This window comes from Paraburkholderia sp. SEWSISQ10-3 4 (assembly GCF_030464785.1).
GTDB classification, from domain to species: domain Bacteria; phylum Pseudomonadota; class Gammaproteobacteria; order Burkholderiales; family Burkholderiaceae; genus Paraburkholderia; species Paraburkholderia aspalathi.
This window is the reverse complement of record NZ_JALPRI010000001.1, coordinates 259,682-278,330: the sequence shown is the minus strand read 5'-3', so window position 1 is coordinate 278,330 and position 18,649 is coordinate 259,682. Positions and strand designations below refer to the sequence as shown.

Below are 18,649 nucleotides of genomic sequence, written 5' to 3'. Positions count from 1 at the left end.
GCATCACACAAGCGCGTGGGTCGCCGGTGTTGGTCTCGATAGAGCGAATCAGCTCCGGCAAATCTGTGGCGCTTATATGCTGTCCGATATGCGCCAGCCTCTTAGCTCTCGCTTAAACATCACTTGTGGCCACTCAGATCTCCATTTTAGTGTTGTCGAACGACTGTCGATGGCTGAACTCTGCCCGACGCCGATCGGCTCAGATTGGCCCGGAACGGTCCTTCAACGTTCTTGATAGCGGCCCTTCATCCGTTTCGCGATCCTCAACGCAGGCCACGGCTCCTGTTCCTGCGGCTACTCATCGGCCGCTGTTCTGCTCGTTCTTTGAATAGAACAAACTTTCTCCACATCAAGCGACGGCGTCACGCGGTAAGCAGCTATGTCCGTGTTGGTTTCTCCTTCGTCCCAGAGAACGGCGTAAGAGCGGCTTCGCCACGTTTCGAAGTAGACAAACGATCTGCCACAGTACCCGGCTTCTTGAGAGAAATCATCGAGAATTGAGTTACTTATCAAACGGTAGCCATCGGCAGCGCGGGTGAGATAGGTATCGCGGACGCAATAGGCCGTTCCCACACGTCGCGAGATTCTGACGATAGGCTGGGATCGGCCGGGTATCGCTATTTCTGTCGCATAACCAGTCGTATCGGCGTATTGAGTCAGCTCAGTTCGGATCGCGTCGGCCGAAACCGGTGCAGCTTGTTCCCAGAACCGAGCAGCCCGGGTCTGGTCTCCAGTGCAGCTATCGAAACATAGTTCTCGCGAGCCTAGGTTCGAGATATCGACATGTGGATGCTGCTGTTGCAACCGGGACAATTTTTTTCCGAAGTGTGCGCATGGTGTTTGTGCTTCAACTGCGGAGGAGTAACTGCTGAGGCACGCTAGGCCAGCAGCAAGAACAAGGGCAATCGGGTGTTTACGCATCTGCGGGAAAATTCCTTTGAACGTCCAGTTTCGTCGCTTCACCCTGCCTGAGTTGTGACTCAATCTCGCTTGCACGAATTAGCTCCGGGCGTTGATCGGCCGCTTCCGTTTAGGCTTGTCCAACGTCTGCCCGCATGCGTCATCGTGCGCTCACGCGGCAGCAGACAAGGGCAGGCGTCGAACAAACCTAAACGAACCCGGAAGTCCAAGGTCCGCCGGGATATCATTAGTCTCGGCTCACGCTGAACTTCCGTACCCGACCAGGAGCGGTCTTCCGCGTTTCTCAAAACCAGACATTCGCACCAAAGAATTAGCCGCTGCGGTCGTGGTACGCGAAGAGAGCTCGACAATCAACACCGAAATCTTCCCCCTGCGAAGGCCCTAGTGAAACACGATTGCGCCATTTTTCGAGCACATCTCAAAGGCCTTCATCCAGTCACTGTAAGACTCGTAAAAGTATTTATCAGGTACTTGGGCCGCCTGATTGCGATACTGGACGAAATCCTGGTAGACCTTTCGGCACACCTCTGGGCCGATCACGCCTTCCGCGTCAGAGAAATCGATTAGTTCCCAAAATGGTCCATGATTGTCCTTCCACGCCGTTTCGTCGTATCTCACTTCGATGACTTTGTTTCGAAACGACACGCTTGGCGGATATCCGGCAAGCTTGGCGAGTTCATTTCGCCAAATGTTGTAGCCGGAATAGGAGCCAGCCCTGAAGTCGAAAGACGCCCCGAACTGGTACACCTTGTCACTCTCGAGTCCGCGAAAGCGGTCAGGGAAATCCACTGGAGACAGGATGACTTGATTCTTTGCTTGCGGCGACCCGTCGGATGACAGGACCGGCGAATCAACCAAAGTCAACCCACTGTACGCGGTGACATCGAGTCCAGCGTGTGCCATCGAGGCGAACAGGAACAGAATTGGAGAGAATAGCGCTCGCTTCATGACTTAGCCAAAATATCTGTGAACGGGCACTTGCCCGCCAAATTATTATCGACACCGAAAGGCGATTCCTGAGCATTTCGGTGGTGGTCAGTGTCGGCGCGCTCGTTGCTGGCGAAGTAACCTCGACAAAAAATTATCTAGCGAGCCTCCACCACCGCCCTGATGGGCGACGGGGTTAAAGTGAATTTCCCGCTCTTGCCATAACCGTTCACGTCGACACAACAACGCCCGCTTTATGCGGGCGTTGCTAGTCGGAATCCGCTGCGAACTCAGCAAATCAGCATCACTTGGCCGCGGTGGCTTGAGCCGTCGGCGCAACTGTCAACTTCGATTCCTTCACGCCATCCTGACCGGTTTTATCGTCGACCAATTGCAGCTTGTTGCGCGCATACAGGATACCCATCTTGACCTCTTGCCAGACGTAGTAGTTCTTGCCGGCTTCCGTGTCGACTTTAAGCGTTGAATCGTTCTCCGCTTTAGACACCAGTTCATGCGAACCCGGTTCGACTTCGGTATACAGATACGTTTTGGCCATCGTCTCGCCGAGAACCTGGCCATCAATCGTCACCGGCATCTTCACTGCACCGCCCATGCTCTCGTTCCGATATACATAGATCGCCGCTTTGTTCTGCGGGGCATTGAAGGTCTTCAGTGCAGCGTCCTTCTGCGGATCGCCCATCGGTACGGATGCGCAACCTGCCATAACCAGCAACGAGACACCGAGTGGAATCAATTTCTTCAAGTGCATTTTTTTCTCCTTTTTTGTTGTGGAGTATGAGTCTTTAGCGGGCTGGCGCTTAAACATCAGGGCCAATCGGCATGGGGTTTGGGTCAATGCTTCATGCACCCACCAGTCCGTCGTATCGCCTAGATACGTTTCGCGTTAAGCAATAAGCATCAAATCGCGCTTATTTCATGCGCGCGTCAACCGTCTGCTCGCTTCCATTACTTGATATCGGCTTTTCTACGGATGACTTTAGCCACGACGTCCACTTTGTTTTAGTTGTTTCGTCGTTTGCCGGCGTCGCCGCGGGTGGATTTTATAAATTGCTGAGCGGCAACTGAAAACCGGGCCGCTAACGTTTTGACGGAACTCTTCTAGAAGTGCCTCAATATCCTGCACGACTTTCCTTTTCAGTGGGTAGGCGTTCGTTCGTTACGCCGATGAGTCTCATCCCGGATGACGCTTAGCGATTAGCCCCGACTGCGTGCGGCACCCGTAGTGCATGGACATCTAGCGCCGGCCAGATCCCGCAACCGGTCGATTCCTCCTCCCCAAAAAACGTGGATGATCTTAGCGTGGCAAGGGGTAAAGGCATCGGTCATGATAGGCCTATTCAAGTTCTCTTGGCATCCGCCGATATACGAAGTAGCGATTTAAAGCTTGATTAATGAAGCAGAGGCATAGTTGTTCGGGAGAGTATCAGGCCATGGTGACAGCGACGGCGGCTTGAATTCATCTAAATAACATAGATTCGCGCAGGATATAGATCAGTCCAGGATTATGAAAACTAGAGTTTTACTTTTACTGTCGTGTGCAGCGTGGATACCGTATGCCTTTGCGGCCGGCTCTGTTGGCACAGTGCTTGCAGATACTCCGACCACCGTGTTCATATTGGTCAACATAGGGCTAACGGTATTTTTCGCCTTCATCAGGTTCGATCGTTTTGCCGTCGTTCATGGTCCCGAGATACTGACGACCGTCGGAATTTTTGGTTGCTTTCTCGGAATTGCTCTGGCGCTACTGCACTTCGACGCTTCAAATGTTTCGGACAGCGTGCCGCATTTGCTTGAGGGCGTGAAAACAGCCTTCTGGGCGTCTGTCAGCGGCGTTGCCGGCTCGCTTGTCATTCGAGCGAAACACTATTTCGTCAAAACGCCCATCCCACAGGCGGCAGGTGCACCGAAGTCTGCCACTCTTGACGACGTCGTAGCTGCGACACAAGCCTTGCAACTCAGCCTATCTGGGAATGAGCAGGGCAGTCTTCTTTCCCAACTGAAACTGATGCGGCAAGAGCAGGGTGATGAGCTTCGCCAGCTTCGAGGCTCCTTTGATGCCTTCGCGCAGAAGATGACCGAGGACGGATCCAAGGCTCTCATCGAGGCTCTAAAAGAGGTGATTCGAGACTTCAACTCTCAAATTAACGAGCAGTTCGGAGAAAATTTCAAGCACCTCAACGCGGCGGTGGAGAAGCTAGTCATCTGGCAGCAGCAATACAAGGAAGAACTCGACAAGCTTCAGGCACTGCAGAGATCCTCCGCCGATGATCTTCGAAACGCGTCCTCGGGATTGGCACTTTTCATCGACCGAGCCTCCAGCTTCGCTCAGACGGCAGGCGCACTCGAAGAGACACTCAGGGGCTTGGCACACCAACACCAGCAAATTGACCAATCCCAGCGTTCTTTGGCAGACGTCCTATCGCAGATGAAAGATGTGACACCTCAATTCTCGCGGAAAATCGACGAGATGACGGAATCGATGAAGCAGGGTGTGGGGAAAATTCAGGCCGACGTCAGCGATGTGGTCAAAAACTTCGGCATCCAGGTGCAGTCGTCGTCATCGGAAATGAAACAACTTCTGACCGATACTCTTCGAAAATCCCAGGCGGAGGTGAGCGATGGACTCGTCCGCTCGATGGATGTCGTGCGCCAAAGCGTCGTCACTCTGGACAAGGGATTGCAGGAAGAACTCACAAAGAGCCTTGAAACGCTTGGACGTCAGCTAGCTTCGCTTTCAGAAAAATTCGTCTCTGACTACACCCCGCTGACAGACCGCCTGAGGGAAGTCGTTCGAATCGCTGGAACTGCGTGAGGTCAAGATGGATTTAGAGCAAAGCAACCAGTCGCATTGGATACCAATGGCAGACCTCATGACGGGTCTGATGATGGTATTCATGTTGTTGACAGCTGCGTTCATGCTTCGAGTTGAACAGACGACCACGCTAGTCGTCAAAGAGTATGAGTCGACGAAACGGGATATGCAGCTCGCGTTACAGAAGGAATTCGCGAAGGACCTGAAGCAGTGGAACGCTGAGATTTTGGGTGATATGACGATTCGCTTTAATGACCCGACGGTGCTATTTGCGACGGGTTCATCGGAACTCCGGCCTCGATTCAAGCAGGTGCTGAGTCAGTTCTTCCCCCGCTATGTCGCCTTGCTGACTTCCGGTCAATACAAGGACGCAGTTAAGGAGTGTGAACTTTCGCCGTTAAGGAGCCAAACCGTTTTCGGCATAAAGGCGCCGGGGACTTTTCGGCGTTTAGGCGCCACAAGTCTTTCGGCGTATAGGCGCCAGTAAATTTTCGCCGTAATGGCGCCACTGGCGTCTGAGTCGGGCGCTCGAACTTCGCCAACCGCTACCCTCCCGGCACGCATTTGCTCCGGAGGGTGGCTTGAAGAGGAAGTTCGAGATGTACCAATATCGACAGGTTCTGGTGCGAATGCGCCAGGGTGACTCCGACCGGGATATCGACCGGTCGAAGATCATGGGCCGTAAGAAGCTGGCAGCCGTGCGGGAGGTCGCAACGGAGCGAGGGTGGCTTTCTCCGGGCAACGCTCTGCCGGATGACGCGCAGCTCGCTACAGCGTTCAGTCGCAAGGAATTCCTGCCAGTGAGCTGTATCTCGTCGGCCGAACCGTGGCGCGAACAGATTGCCCAGTGGCACAACGCGGGCGTCCCCGGCACGACGATTCACAGCGCGCTGGTGCGCAATCACGGCTACGAGGGAAGCTACTCATCCGTGCACAGGCTGCTTCAGCAGTTGAAGGCAGAGCTCACCCCGGACGTACCGATGCGGCTGGAGTTCAAACCTGCTGAAGCCGCACAGGTTGATTTCGGCGCAGGTCCGACCATCACCGATGCGCACACCGGCGAGATCCACAAGACGTGGTTCTTCGTGATGACGCTGTGCTGGTCGCGGCATCAATACGTGGAATTTGTCCGCGACCAGAGCGTCGACACATGGTTGCTATGTCATCGTCATGCCTTCGAATGGTTCAATGGCGTGGTCGCACGCGTCATCATAGATAACCCCAAGTGTGCCATCGTGAAGGCCTGTATCTACGAACCCGAAGTCCAGCGCGCCTACGCGCAATGCGCCGAAGGGTATTCGTTCAAGATCGATCCGTGTCCGCCGAGGGACCCGGCTAAAAAAGGAATTGTCGAATCGGGCGTCAAATACGTGAAGTCGAGCTTCCTTCCTCTTCGCGAATTCCGTGATCTTGATGACGCCAACCGGCAAGCGCAATCATGGGTGATGCATGAGGCCGGCACCCGGACGCACGGCACGACGCGCGAGGTGCCGCTCCAGCGTTTCGACGACGTTGAACAGGCGCTGTTGCTGCCGCTTCCCGATGTGCCGCCCGAGCTGGCAACCTGGGCGCGCGTGAAGGTCCATCGCGACGCCCATGTGCAGTTCCAGCGTGCCTACTATTCCGTGCCGTTCCGGCTTGCCGGTAAAGATCTGTGGCTCAAGGCAACCGCCACCATGGTGCAGCTCTACTACGAGCACGAACTGTCGGCATCGCATGTGCGCCAGACTGCGCCAGGAACGCGTAGCACGGTGGCCGATCACATGCCGCCAGCAGCACAGGCCTGGCAACTGCACGACACCCAATGGTGCCTGAGAGAAGCGCAGCGTATCGGGCCGTCCTGCTACGCGCTTGTTCACGCGCTCTTCGGCGATCAGGTTCTCATCAAGCTGCGCGCCGTACAGGGCGTGCTGCGCTTCGCCCAGCAGTTCGGCGCGTCTCGCCTGGAGGCGGCCTGCCGTCGCGCGAATCACTTCGGCACGCCAAGCTACAAAGCCGTCAAGCTGATTCTGCAGAAAGGCCTCGATCAGACCTGGCTGTCGACCGAACCTGTTGAATCGGGCGCGACCACCTACACCCACGGCGGCCGCTTCTGCCGCGATATCCAGACTCTCCTGATCCACTGAACATGAATCCAATTCCTGAACTCACGTCCTCCCTTAAGCAATTGCGACTGTCGGGCATCCTCGACACGCTCGAAGCACGCAACCGTGAAGCCATCGACCGTAAGCTCGCCTATACCGATTTCCTGACGTTGCTCATCCAGGACGAGATCGCGCGGCGCGATCATCGAAAGCTCGACGCCCGCATGCGCCGCGCGAACTTCCGTGGCCAGAAGACACTGGAAGGTTTCGACTTCGACCGGCTACCCAATCTTAATCGCGCCGTCGTCCATGATCTCGCGACCTGCCGCTTCATCGATGAGAAGGTCAGCGTGCTGATCGCCGGTCCATGTGGAACGGGCAAATCCCATCTGGCGCAGGCACTCGGCCATGCGGCGGCCCGGCAAGGTCACGATGTCCTGTTCATGACCCAGACCCGGCTTCTCGGCGCGCTGCGCAACGCACAGGCTGTCGGCTCCTACGAACGGCGCTTCCAGGCGCTTGCCAAGGTGCCACTGCTCATCATTGACGATTTCGGACTGAAACCCATGCGCACGCCCGAAGATGAAGACTTCCACGATCTGATCGCCGAACGGTACGAACGTACATCGACCGTCCTGACCAGCAATCTTGATTTTACGGAATGGGGTGATGCGTTCGCGACCAACAAAATGCTCGGCGCCGCAACGCTTGATCGCCTCCGACATGCCGCGTACCGCGTCGTGCTCGACGGCGAGAGCTACCGTGTTCCACGCCCGATGCCCGAGAACAACAAATCAGCACTTGCGAAAGGAGGTAAAAACAAGGATTCTTGATCCCCGTTCGAGCCCCGAATCAGGCGCCTTCCGCTGGCGCCATTACGCCGAAAACACCCGGCTCCTTTACGGCGAAAGGCAACAAGGAGATTCGCATCGAAGGCCATACAAGCGCAGCTTGGACCGGCACAACAGACGAAAAAACCGCCTATTTTAAGAACATGGAGCTTTCGCAGGCGCGTACACGGAGCGCACTGGAATATCTGTTGTCTCTGCCGGCCGTTCGGGGGGACGAGAGATGGCTTGTTCAACACGTTACAGCAAACGGGCTTTCGTCGTCACGGCCGCTCGCTCCTGACTCTCAATCGGCCGCTTCTCAGGCAGCAAATCAGCGTGTCGAATTTCGCATCGTTACGAACGCGAGCGAGAAGATGGACCTTATCGCAGACAAGCTTTCAAAAAAATGAGCTTTCAGTTACCCAACTTCCTAAGCTGGAATTCGCTGAACGTCCTTCGGCAAGAGATGGGTGCTCCGCTTGCCACTAGCTTCATTCCAGACCACAGATTCAAAGAGATTGACCTTCCCGTACTTGAGCGCCTTCAGAACACGGGCGTTGATGTCAAGTTCGATGAAGTCGAAGTGCTCAGCGACGGGACGCTGGCCTACAAGGGATACCGTGTCTTACTGTACATCAGGGATATTTCAACCGTTGGTCAACAGGAGAGCATGCCGAAATACCATCTCGCCTACTGCCGAACGCTCGACACGATGCGCCGGAATTCGAGATTCGACCGATACGTGGTGGCGAACGGTGAAAGCGGGAAATTCCTGGTCAATGTCATCGAGAACGACATCCGAACCCAGCATGTAAGATTGAACGTTTGCCAGAACTGTCTGGCCCATATCCACTGGAATGGGTTTGACATGAAGACGCCACGCCCAACTCGGGGCGCCTTGGTGTCCACGTTCGCCCTGCCCGACTTTTTCAAGAAATATCCGCGTGACCTCATGTCTGTCAGACCCAAGTACACGTTCGATACCGCGCCGTTGAATGACTATACGCACGATTGGGCCGAGGTATCGGAGCGAACAAAGCGAGAACGTGGATACCGATGCGGTACCTGCAGAACGATGCTGCGGCAATCGGATTCCAAATTCCTTCATGTACATCACCGGAACGGCCAGAAGTACGACAACAGTGATATAAACCTTGATGTACTTTGTATCCGTTGCCACGCAGAGGAACCCATGCATGGACATATGAAAAACCTGCCTGAGTACAAAGCGTTCATCGCCCGATATCACTTTTAGGCGCCGAAACAGTTTGTGTCCTGAAAGAGCATATCAGCAAGTTTACGCCGACAACAACTACTAAGCGAAACGGCCCCAACAAGCCCACTCGTCCAGCTTTACGCGCCTACGTACATCCTGAATGCCGCGCGTGCAACCTAACAAAGGAAAATAAATCGACCATGGCTAGGTCCGCATTCCAAACGAACCCGATATCCCTTCGAGAGCTTCTCGATGATTGCCACGAAGGAGCCTTGCAACTTCCCGACTTTCAACGCAGTTGGGTTTGGGACGAGGATCGCATCAAGAGCCTCATCGCGTCAATTTCACGCGCATTCCCTGTAGGGGCGTTGATGACGCTTGAGACGGGTGGCGACATTGAATTCAAGCCACGACCGGTCGAAGGTGCACCCGACGACGCAAAAGCCGCTCGACCGCGTTCCTTGCTGCTTGACGGCCAGCAGCGCATGACATCGTTGTATCAGGTGACGTTGCGTGGCAAGGTCGTGGAAACCGTGACACCAAAGAACAAGAAAGTTAAGCGCTGGTTCTACATCGACATCAACAAAGCCATGGACCCTTCGTGCGACCGAGAAGACGCAATTATCGGGGTTCCGGAAGACAGGGTCATTCGTACCGACTTTGGTCGCTTGGAGGTGCTCGATCTTACGACGCCGAAGCGTGAGTACGAAACTCTGATGTACCCTGTATCGCAGGTGTTTGAGTGGGACTCATGGCAGGACGGTTTCGACGAGTACTGGAGCGGGGACGCGCACGCAGAAATTCGGAGACTATTTCGTGCATTCAAGCAGGCCATCCTAGAAAACTTCAAACAGTATCGCGTTCCTGTTATCGCGCTTGACAGGTCCACGTCGAAGGAAGCTGTTTGTGTTGTGTTTGAGAAGGTGAATACGGGTGGCAAGCCACTCGATGCATTTGAGCTTGTCACTGCAATGTACGCTGCAGACGGGCATGAGCTGCGCAAAGACTGGTTTGGTAAAGATAAGGAGAAGGGGCGGCAGAGTCGCTTCGTAGATACTCTTCGTCCCGCAGGGGCGACGTCTGGCATCATTGCCAATGTGACCAATACTGATTTTCTGCAAGCTATCTCGCTGTTCCATACACGCGAGAAACGGAGGGAGGCAGAACAAGCCGGGAAATCTGGGAAAGATCTGCCGGCCGTAACCGGCAATCGGCAAGCGCTTTTGAGCCTACCACTCAGTGCATATAAAAAATACGAAGCACGGGTCGAGACTGGTTTTGTTCAAGCGGCAAAGTTCTTGCACATGTTGCACATTTATCGGCTGTTCGATCTTCCCTATCAGTCGCAAATCGTTCCGCTGGCGGCAATTTTGGCCGACATCGGAAGCGCGTGGGAACACGACACCGTTCGCGCAAAGCTGGTTCAGTGGTATTGGAATGGCGTCTTCGGGGAGTTATATGGCTCGGCGGTCGATTCGCGCTTCTCGCGTGACTTCCTCGAAGTGCCTGCGTGGCTCAACGGGGGGCCTGAACCGACGACAGTCAGCGAAACGACGTTCCGAGCGGACCGCTTAAAGACTATGCGCATGCGCCTGTCAGCAGCATACAAGGGCGTCAATGCCCTATTGATGAAGAAAGGTGCACAGGATTTCCGTTCTGGTCAGCAGTTCGACCACATAGTGTTCTTCGGAGAGAACGTCGACATCCACCACATTTTTCCGCAGGACTGGTGCAAATCCCAAGGAGTTAAGCCAGCAGTCTTCGACTCAATTATCAATAAAACGCCTTTGTCATATCGCACAAATCGCATTATTGGCGGGGCCGCTCCGTCCCAGTATCTTGGGAAGCTTGAGGCAGGAAACTCGACGAGCCCGCCAATCAATCGCACGCGACTGGACGAACATCTGCGTTCCCATTTCATCAATCCCGAACTGCTGCGTAGTGATTCATTTGAAGCATTCATGGCGAACAGGCAGAGCCAGCTGTTGATGTTGATTGAAGAAGCAATGGGTAAGCGCGCCTACACAGGCGACGTTCGTGAGGAAGGTGAAGACTATGAGTCGGAGGAAGCGACAGTCGAGTCAGATTTGACTATTAGTGCTGCCTGAAATCGACAATGTTGACTCGGGCGGCGGGGAGGCGCCCGAGTCAATAGGCCGACGCTATCAGAGTGTAGAGTCGGTGGATCACTTCAGCGTTCCTTTTTTGTTGTTGGCTGAATTTGGAACCGGGGATGTCGGATTTTTCGAGTACAGCGGTTGATCAAAACATTGACCGAGCAGAAAAGCATCGAACGCAGCGAGTCAGCCCCTGCCGCACTTCATAAGACCTACTTCACCGCCCCCAACGCCAACCCCTTCACCAAAAACCTCTGCAACCAAGCAAACACAATCGAAACCGGCAACGTCGCACAAAGAGTCGCAGCCATCACCAAATGCCACTCAACGACATACTTCCCAGCCACCATATCCGTAACCTGCACGGTCAAAGTCTTATTCTCCGGCGACCGAATCAACGTGTAGACGACAGCAAACTCATTCCAAGCATTGATAAAAGTAAAGATCGCCGTAACAACAATCGCCGGCACAGCCAACGGCAAGAAAACCTTAAAAACAGCCCTCGTCCTCCCACACCCCTCCAACCAGGCCGACTCCTCAAGATCCCGCGGCACTGTCTGAAAGTAAGAAGACAACATCCAAACCGCAAACGCGATATTGAACGCAGCATAAGAAACGATGACGCCAATCTTGGAGTCAACCAGATTCCCATCCCCATAAGGAATCATCGCAGCCAGCCGGAACAAGCCAACAACCAGCAAGATCGGTGACAACATCTGCGTCACGAGCAGAAACTGCGAATACAGCCCCTTCCCACGAAACGGAAACCTGGCCAACGCATAAGCCGCCGGCAAGCTAACAGCCAACGCCAACGCAGTCGACAAAAAGCTGATCACACAACTATTCCTCAGCGCGACGCCAAAGTTAGCCGCAACCCACATATCCGAAAAGTTGCTCCACTGCCAATGCACCGGCAACCACCGCGCCGGATAAACAAAGATCTCCGTAGCCGGCTTCAACGCAGTAAACAACATCACAGCAAACGGAAACAATACGGCCACAATCAGCGGCGAAAGTGCCAACCAGCACCACAGCGAGCGCTTCATCTTGACGCTGAGACTCATGACGTCTCTCCTTCTTTCGCGGGCTGCAGGCGCAGATAGGCGATCGAGAAAACGAACAGCATGACGAGCATGATCAGCGACACCGCCGCGGCTTCGCCGGGACGTCCCAGCCGGAACCCAAGCTCATAGAGATACGTAACGAGAATATGCGTGCCGTTGTCCGGGCCGCCTTGCGTCATCACCCAGATGATCGGGAAAGAATTGAACACATAGATCACGTTCAACAGAATCGTCATGTTGATGAACGGCCGCAAGAGCGGCATCGTCAGCTTGCGAAACTGCTGCCACGCACTGGCGCCATCCATCCGCGCCGCTTCATAAATGTCACCCGGCACCGACGACAACCCGCCCAGCAGAATCGTCACCGTAAATGGAATCGACACCAGAATACCGACGGCGATCTCCACCGGAAACGCGAGCTCCGGCGTCGCGAGCCAATGAATCGGGCCGTTGATCAAGCCAAGTCGCTGCAACGTGACGTTGACCATGCCGTAGTCATCGTTGAAGGCCCAGCGCCACACCACGGCGGTCATTGTCAGTGAGACGGACCACGGCAGCATCACAATCGTGCGCGCCACGCCGCGTCCATAGAAATCCTGATTCAGTATCAGCGCGACCGGCACCGAAATCAGCACCGTGCCGCCCACCACGCACACGGTCCAGACAATCGTCCGCTTGGCAGCAGCGAGAAACGAGGGGTCCGTGAAAATCGTATAGAAGTTCTGCAGACCGGTGAAATCGCGGATCGCGCCGAAGCGCGAGACCTCGTGCAGCGATTGCCACACGATGTTGAAAATCGGATAGCTGATGATGAAAAGCGCCAACACCAGACTCGGCGCAATCAGCAACCAGGGCGCCTGGAGGCGCGAAGAAGCGGAACGGCTCATGCGTGCTCGATCGTAAGACGCATCCACATTAAAAAGCGGACGCGACGGGATGGGCCGGATAGTGCACTACGGACATGACAACCGAAACGCGCGCCGCCTTCGCAACGGCGGCGCGCGTTCCGTATTCAGCAAATCACTACGAGACTACGCGATCACTTACCGAGCGACTTGTTCGCTTGCGTGGCTGCGGCATTCAACGCGTCAGCCGGCTTCGCCTTGCCCAGGTAGATCGATTGCATTGCATCGGTCACAGCCTTCGCGGTGTCTTCCCAACCGGTCACAGTCGGCGCGAAGTGAGCCGTCGGCAGCAGCGCGACGAAAGCTTTGGTATCCGGATCGTTGAACGCCGGATCGGTCGCCTCAGCCTTGGTGGTCGGCAGGAAGCCTTCGGTCGTCGTGAACTCGACGCGCGGTTCCTTCGTGAACAGATAGTCCAGGAACTTCCAGGCCGACTTCTTCACCTTGGAGTTCTTGAACATCACGATCGAGTCGGTCACCGCATACGTGGCGTGCGTCGTGCCCATCGGGATCGGATCGATGCCGTACTTCAGGTTCGGTGCTTCCTTCTTGATCTGCTTGGCGAGGAACGGTGCGGAGATCATCATCGCAACACGGCCCTGCTTGAACAGGTTCTGCACGTCTTCGCGGCTGTAGCCGGTCACGCCAGGCTGCGTCAGGCCGTCGTCGATCATCGTCTTGTACAGCGTGGCCGCCTTGATGCCGGCCGGCGAATTGAACGCCGCCTTGCCGTCCTTGCCTACGACGTCGCCCCCGTTGGTCCACAGGGCGTAGTAATAGTAGACGTCGGTTTCAATTTCCTTGCCTTGCAGACCGAAGCCGGCAATGCCCTGCGCCTTCAGTTTCTTCGACGCTTCGATCACGTCATTCCACGTTTTCGGGCCGTCGGGATAACCGACCTTCGCGAGCAGATCCTTGTTGTAGTAGAGCGCGCGTGCGGACGCGGCGATCGGCAGGCCGTACACCTTGCCGTTGATTTCGCCCGGTGCGAGGAACGGGCCGATGAAGCGGCCCTTGAAGCTGGCGTCCATGTAGCCGTCGAGCGGCTCGGCGACGTCGTCCTTCACGAAGTCGAGCAGCCAGCGCGTACCGACAATCGCCAGGTCGGCGTTGGCGCCGCCGGAGATGTCCGTTTGCAGTTTCTGTTGCAGCGTGTCCCAGTTCACGTCTTCGATCTTGATCGTGGTGCCGGGATTGGCCTTCTCGAAGTTACGGGCCATCTTTTCGAAGTACGGCGCGGTCGCATCGCTGTAATGCGCGACCGTCACGCGAACCGTGTCGGCGTGAGCCGCCACGGCGATACCTGCAAACGCGAGCGCCACGGCAACTTTGCCTAGCGCGAGGGAAGCACGGGCATGCAACGACATTTCTCTCTCCTGTGTCGATCGGAGTTAGCGTTTTGGCGCTTGCTCCGGTCCCATCCGATGATGGTGGGGGTGGTCTGCTGCCGTCGCCGGCCGCTTTGGGTTAAATTGTTTGAAAAAATCCTACATGACGCAAAATAGCTTGTCACGTAGGGTCTGCCATATTTTTTCTCAGCCAGTTTTGTGCATAAGATGCTGTAAAGCAGGGGTATTCTGCATTGCGCGAAGTCACGGATACCCAATCTTCGGGATGACTAGACAACTGTTCGATGCCGGTTTTGTAGGAAATTTACACGCTAAACCGGCTCTGCAACGAGGTTGATGGGCGAGGGCAGACATGAATCGTGTGGTGTTAGTGACGGGCGCTTGCGGTGGGATCGGCAGCGTGTTGTGCAAGCGTTTCGTGGAGCAGGGCGACACGGTGCTGGCGCTCGATGTCGACGCGGTCGCGCTGCACGGATTGGTTGCGCAACTCGGCGCCGCGCATGTCACGCCGATCGCGGTCGACTTGGGCGACGCTGCCGCAGTGCAGCAAGCGGTTGCCGAAGCGGTGAAAACGCGCGGTCCGGTGGACGTGCTGGTCGCCAACGCGGGTGCCGCCAAAGGTTTGACGCTCGCCACGACGGATGCCGCCAGCTGGCAGCGCGACATCCATCTGAATCTGAACGGCACGTATCACTCGGTGGAAGCGGTGCGCGCCTCGATGATCGAACGGCAGAAGGGCGTGCTGGTGCTGATCGGCTCGGTGAACGGCATGGCCGCGCTCGGACATCCGGCGTATAGCGCGGCGAAAGCGGGTCTCATCAGCTACACGAAAGCGCTGGCGATCGAACTGGGCCGCTATGGCATCCGCGCGAACATCGTCTGTCCGGGCACGGTTAAGACGCAGGCGTGGCAGGCGCGCGTCGACAAGAATCCGCAGGTCTTCGAGGATCTGAAAAAGTGGTACCCGTTGCGCGACTTTGCGACACCGGACGACATCGCCGATGCGGTGCTGTTCCTCTCATCGCCGATGGCGCGCGTGATTACCGGCGTCGCGTTGCCGGTCGACGGTGGACTGATGGCCGGCAACCGTTTGATGGCGGAAGAACTGACGCTCGAATCGCTTTGAATGGATTGGATTCGCTTTGAACTGCTTTGACCCGATAGCGCGGCGTGTGCTTTGCTCGATGAAGCAAGGCAACACGTTCGCATGACAGCACGACGATGAGGACAGCATGGCAGCAGTGCAACTAAGCGGCATCTTCAAACGCTATGGCGACACGCAAGTGGTGCACGGCATCGATCTCAACATCGACGACGGCGAGTTCGTCGTGCTGGTCGGCCCGTCGGGTTGCGGCAAGAGCACGCTGATGCGCATGGTGGCGGGACTCGAAGAAATCAGCGGCGGCGATCTGATGATTGGCGGCACGCGCGCGAATACGCTCGCCCCGCAGCAGCGCAATATTTCGATGGTGTTCCAGAGCTACGCGCTTTATCCGCATCTGTCGGTCTACGAAAACATCGCGTTTGGGCCGCGGATTCGCAAGGAATCGTCGGCGAGTTTCAAGCCGCGGATCGAAGCTGCCGCGAAGATGCTGAACCTCGGCAGTTATCTGGATCGCTTGCCGCGTGCGCTGTCGGGTGGTCAACGTCAGCGGGTGGCGATGGGCCGCGCGGTGGTGCGCGAGCCTTCGCTGTTTCTGTTCGACGAACCGCTGTCCAATCTCGACGCCAAACTGCGCGTGCAGATGCGCACGGAAATCAAGGCGCTGCATCAGCGTCTGAAGAATACGGTGATCTACGTCACGCACGATCAGATCGAAGCGATGACCATGGCTGACCGCATCGTCGTGATGAACGCGGGGCGGATTGAGCAGGTCGGCCGTCCGCTCGATTTGTACGACCATCCGGCGAATTTGTTCGTCGCGAGCTTCCTCGGCTCGCCGTCGATGAATTTCGCCGAAGGCGTGTTGGTCAATCGCACGGATGGACAGGGTTTCGCGTTAAAACTCACCGACGGTGGCGAGGTCGTGCTGGAAGGCACGCCGGACTCGGCGGTGGTCGGCGCAAAAATCACGCTTGGTGTGCGTCCCGAACACATTGAAACGATGGCTGACAAACCGGACACCACGATGGAAGTCGAAGTGGTCGAGCCGACTGGCGCCGAGACCCATTTGTACGGGAAAATAGGCGGCAACACGTGGTGCGTGACAACTCGCCAGCGCTCGAAAGTCGAGCCCGGTCAGCGCGTCACGCTGCGTCTGCCGGCTGAGCATATTCATCTGTTCGATACGGAGAGTGGACGCAGGCTGGTCTGAACCGCGTGTTGCCGCTTGAGGCTGATTCAAGCTGACTGAAGCTGCGACGCGACGCGGATTCAATTAACCCTTAAGGAACACCGGGTGTCCGCACCGAACTTGATTCCCCACATCCGCGGCGCGCTGGCCAATCTGCGGCCCGCCGAGCGCAAGGTTGCCGAGATGGTGCTGAGCGACGTCGACTTTGCGATGCGCGCGAGCATCACCGAGCTCGCCCAGCGTGCGGACGTGTCCGAGCCTTCCGTCACGCGCTTTTGCCGCGCGATCGGCGCACATGGTCTGCGCGACTTCAAGATGCAATTGGCGCAGAGCGTGGCGGGCGGGGTGCCGTATGCGTCGACGGCGGTTGCGCGTGACGATGACGTGCAGACGTTGATGGACAAGGTGGGTGAGGCAGCAGTCGATGGGATCACGCATGCGTGTGCTGCGTTGGATCCGGCGGTGGTTGAGAGTGCGATTGCGGCGTTGTCGAGTGCTGGCCGGGTTTTCTTCTTTGGCGTTGGGTCGGGTTCGGGGCTGGTTGCGCAAGATGCGGCTTTGAGATTTTTGCGGCTGGATATTGCGGCTACTGCGTTTACCGATGGCCATTTGCAGCGGCTTTATGCGGGGCTCATGGAACCGGGGGACGTGGCGTTTGCGATTTCGCATTCGGGGCGCAGCGTCGAAGTGAATGAAAGTATTCAGATCGCCAAGGAGCGTGGCGCCACTACCATTGCGCTGACGAATGTTGGCTCGCGGTTAGCGTGGTTGGTCGATATTCCGCTGCTGCTGCGCGTGCCAAGTCCGATCGATCCGAATACGCCAGGCGTGTCCCGGCTCGTGCATCTGTGCATCATGGATGCGCTGGCGATCGGCGTCGCGTTGAAGGCGCGGCCCAAGACGCTTGAAAAGATGCGGCACGCGAAGGCGCGGTTGTCGTCGCATGAGCCGGAAGCGGCGGGGGATTGACGGGGAAGGATGGACCGCTTCTTCAGCCCTGCGACGAACGCGTGAACAGTTACGCTGCTTGAGGACGCCAGGCGATCATGCCCGCCGTTCGTGCTCGAACCTCCGGCGAGGCTAAGCAGGTCGCAACGGCTTCGTATCCCGGCGTGCCTGGATAGGGGGCGACTAGCGTCGGCGGGCGGTGATTGGCGGGGCACAGAATAATTGACTCGTCAGGGCCGATTGCTGCCAGATCCAGGATCGCCGACGAACGCGTCATCAGAAACAGCGGACGTCCACCCACATTGGCGCGTTGGCGAAGATGGATGATCAATGCTTCCTGCGTCGCCTGATCTAAGCCTTGCTCCACCATGTCGACGACGAGGGCGGCTGGGCCTTCGGATTCCAGTTCGACGAGCAGAGCAATTAACGCTTCCGATTCTGCCGCGCCTTCTCCAGTGAGCCACGCCAGAGTCTGATCCACTCGCGATTTGAGAGCCGCATCCGCTTCAAGGCGGCCTACGGTCACGGCATTTCCATCCTGCAGCCGTTCAAGACCTAGGAATGCGGCATTCGGTATGTTCTCAGCTAGGCACTTCGCCAGCCGTGTCTTGCCGCTTCCCAACGGACCGATGATGTAGTTCAGCGGCCGGATGTCGCGAAGTTCGAACCGTTCGCCACCCCACGGCCACGGGAGATCAAAAGCTGTGGTGAATTCCGAGGAAGGATTGAGCAAGCGTGCCAGCTCTCCATCGGCAGGCGCCTGACCTCGGGCAAGATCAGCACGAAGCCCTCGGACCTTGGCTATCGTTTCCACGAGCTCCCGAATTCCAGCTTCAAGCGTCGCCTCATGGACAGCCAACGCGGGTCCCAGACTCTGCGGGTCGCCTTTCAACACCTGTGCCACCTGGGCGAGGCTGAGGCCGAGCGCGCGCAGGGCCACGATCTCCGCGGCTCGACTCATCTCGTCGGGACCATAGGTGCGATACCCGGAAACTGTGCGTGCCGGCGTCACCAAGCCTCGCTGTTCATAGAGCCGCAGGGCCTTGGTCGAAACGCCGAGCTGCCTCGCCGCTTCGGAAGCACTTAAAAATGGAGTGGGACAACGCATGAGTCACCTCTTCGTTTGCTGACCACTCACATCATGGAGTTGGCCCTTGGGGC

Annotated in this window: 16 protein-coding genes; 10 read left to right on the top strand and 6 right to left on the bottom strand. The window is 56.7% G+C overall.

Annotation, left to right across the window (positions count from 1 at the left end; translation table 11 throughout):
* Nucleotides 1-1,302: 1,302 nt before the first annotated feature.
* A complete protein-coding gene (locus M0D68_RS01235; RefSeq protein WP_266223570.1) occupies nucleotides 1,303-1,869 on the bottom strand; it encodes a hypothetical protein in 567 nt (188 codons plus the stop codon).
* A gap of 283 nt (nucleotides 1,870-2,152) precedes the next feature.
* Nucleotides 2,153-2,617 (bottom strand): DUF2846 domain-containing protein, encoded by a 465-nt coding sequence (locus M0D68_RS01230; protein ID WP_266223569.1) that lies wholly within the window; start codon nucleotides 2,615-2,617, stop codon nucleotides 2,153-2,155.
* Nucleotides 2,618-3,373: 756 nt separating this feature from the next.
* Between M0D68_RS01230 and M0D68_RS01225 the strand changes: the two genes are divergently transcribed.
* The 7 genes from M0D68_RS01225 to M0D68_RS01195 all read left to right on the top strand — a co-directional run bounded on the left by M0D68_RS01225 (nucleotide 3,374) and on the right by M0D68_RS01195 (nucleotide 10,919).
* The gene (locus tag M0D68_RS01225) at nucleotides 3,374-4,681 is read left to right on the top strand and encodes a hypothetical protein (RefSeq protein ID WP_266223568.1); all 1,308 of its coding nucleotides are present in this window, start codon (nucleotides 3,374-3,376) and stop codon (nucleotides 4,679-4,681) included.
* Nucleotides 4,682-4,727: 46 nt separating this feature from the next.
* Nucleotides 4,728-5,168, top strand: coding sequence for a hypothetical protein (locus M0D68_RS01220; protein WP_266223567.1), 441 nt, complete (start codon nucleotides 4,728-4,730; stop codon nucleotides 5,166-5,168).
* A gap of 112 nt (nucleotides 5,169-5,280) precedes the next feature.
* Nucleotides 5,281-6,807: an IS21 family transposase gene (gene istA, locus M0D68_RS01215; RefSeq protein ID WP_201130337.1), complete on the top strand. Its 1,527-nt coding sequence runs from the start codon at nucleotides 5,281-5,283 to the stop codon at nucleotides 6,805-6,807.
* 2 nt (nucleotides 6,808-6,809) lie between these two features.
* Nucleotides 6,810-7,598 carry an IS21-like element helper ATPase IstB gene (gene istB, locus M0D68_RS01210; RefSeq protein ID WP_201130340.1) on the top strand — a complete coding sequence of 263 codons (789 nt, stop codon included), beginning with the start codon at nucleotides 6,810-6,812 and terminating at the stop codon, nucleotides 7,596-7,598.
* Nucleotides 7,595-8,005, top strand: a complete 411-nt coding sequence (locus tag M0D68_RS01205; protein WP_266223566.1) for an OmpA family protein — start codon at nucleotides 7,595-7,597, stop codon at nucleotides 8,003-8,005. Before istB ends, M0D68_RS01205 begins: the two co-directional genes overlap by 4 nt.
* On the top strand, nucleotides 8,002-8,850 hold the full coding sequence (locus tag M0D68_RS01200) for an HNH endonuclease (RefSeq protein WP_266223565.1): 849 nt from the start codon (nucleotides 8,002-8,004) through the stop codon (nucleotides 8,848-8,850). The genes M0D68_RS01205 and M0D68_RS01200 overlap by 4 nt, the downstream gene beginning before the upstream one ends.
* A gap of 161 nt (nucleotides 8,851-9,011) precedes the next feature.
* Nucleotides 9,012-10,919, top strand: coding sequence for a DUF262 domain-containing protein (locus tag M0D68_RS01195; RefSeq protein ID WP_266223564.1), 1,908 nt, complete (start codon nucleotides 9,012-9,014; stop codon nucleotides 10,917-10,919).
* A gap of 221 nt (nucleotides 10,920-11,140) precedes the next feature.
* On the opposite strand, the gene M0D68_RS01190 is transcribed toward M0D68_RS01195, so the two are convergent.
* From M0D68_RS01190 to M0D68_RS01180, 3 genes are all read right to left on the bottom strand, one after another.
* Nucleotides 11,141-11,992 carry a carbohydrate ABC transporter permease gene (locus tag M0D68_RS01190; RefSeq protein ID WP_097395558.1) on the bottom strand — a complete coding sequence of 284 codons (852 nt, stop codon included), beginning with the start codon at nucleotides 11,990-11,992 and terminating at the stop codon, nucleotides 11,141-11,143.
* Nucleotides 11,989-12,879 (bottom strand): carbohydrate ABC transporter permease, encoded by an 891-nt coding sequence (locus M0D68_RS01185; RefSeq protein ID WP_054035601.1) that lies wholly within the window; start codon nucleotides 12,877-12,879, stop codon nucleotides 11,989-11,991. The genes M0D68_RS01190 and M0D68_RS01185 overlap by 4 nt, the downstream gene beginning before the upstream one ends.
* A 152-nt stretch (nucleotides 12,880-13,031) precedes the next feature.
* Complete coding sequence (locus M0D68_RS01180) at nucleotides 13,032-14,264, bottom strand: sugar ABC transporter substrate-binding protein (RefSeq protein ID WP_054035600.1); 1,233 nt, start codon at nucleotides 14,262-14,264, stop codon at nucleotides 13,032-13,034.
* Nucleotides 14,265-14,598: 334 nt separating this feature from the next.
* On the opposite strand from M0D68_RS01180, the gene M0D68_RS01175 reads away from it, so the two are divergent.
* The 3 genes from M0D68_RS01175 (at nucleotide 14,599) to M0D68_RS01165 (ending at nucleotide 17,509) form a co-directional block, all read left to right on the top strand.
* Nucleotides 14,599-15,372 (top strand): SDR family oxidoreductase, encoded by a 774-nt coding sequence (locus M0D68_RS01175; protein WP_200576451.1) that lies wholly within the window; start codon nucleotides 14,599-14,601, stop codon nucleotides 15,370-15,372.
* Nucleotides 15,373-15,478: 106 nt separating this feature from the next.
* Nucleotides 15,479-16,561 carry an ABC transporter ATP-binding protein gene (locus M0D68_RS01170; protein ID WP_093641955.1) on the top strand — a complete coding sequence of 361 codons (1,083 nt, stop codon included), beginning with the start codon at nucleotides 15,479-15,481 and terminating at the stop codon, nucleotides 16,559-16,561.
* An 84-nt stretch (nucleotides 16,562-16,645) separates the two neighbouring features.
* The gene (locus M0D68_RS01165; RefSeq protein ID WP_054035598.1) at nucleotides 16,646-17,509 is read left to right on the top strand and encodes a MurR/RpiR family transcriptional regulator; all 864 of its coding nucleotides are present in this window, start codon (nucleotides 16,646-16,648) and stop codon (nucleotides 17,507-17,509) included.
* Nucleotides 17,510-17,558: 49 nt separating this feature from the next.
* Here the strand turns inward: M0D68_RS01165 and M0D68_RS01160 are convergent, their stop codons facing one another.
* Nucleotides 17,559-18,596 carry a MerR family transcriptional regulator gene (locus M0D68_RS01160; RefSeq protein WP_266223563.1) on the bottom strand — a complete coding sequence of 346 codons (1,038 nt, stop codon included), beginning with the start codon at nucleotides 18,594-18,596 and terminating at the stop codon, nucleotides 17,559-17,561.
* Nucleotides 18,597-18,649: the final 53 nt, after the last annotated feature.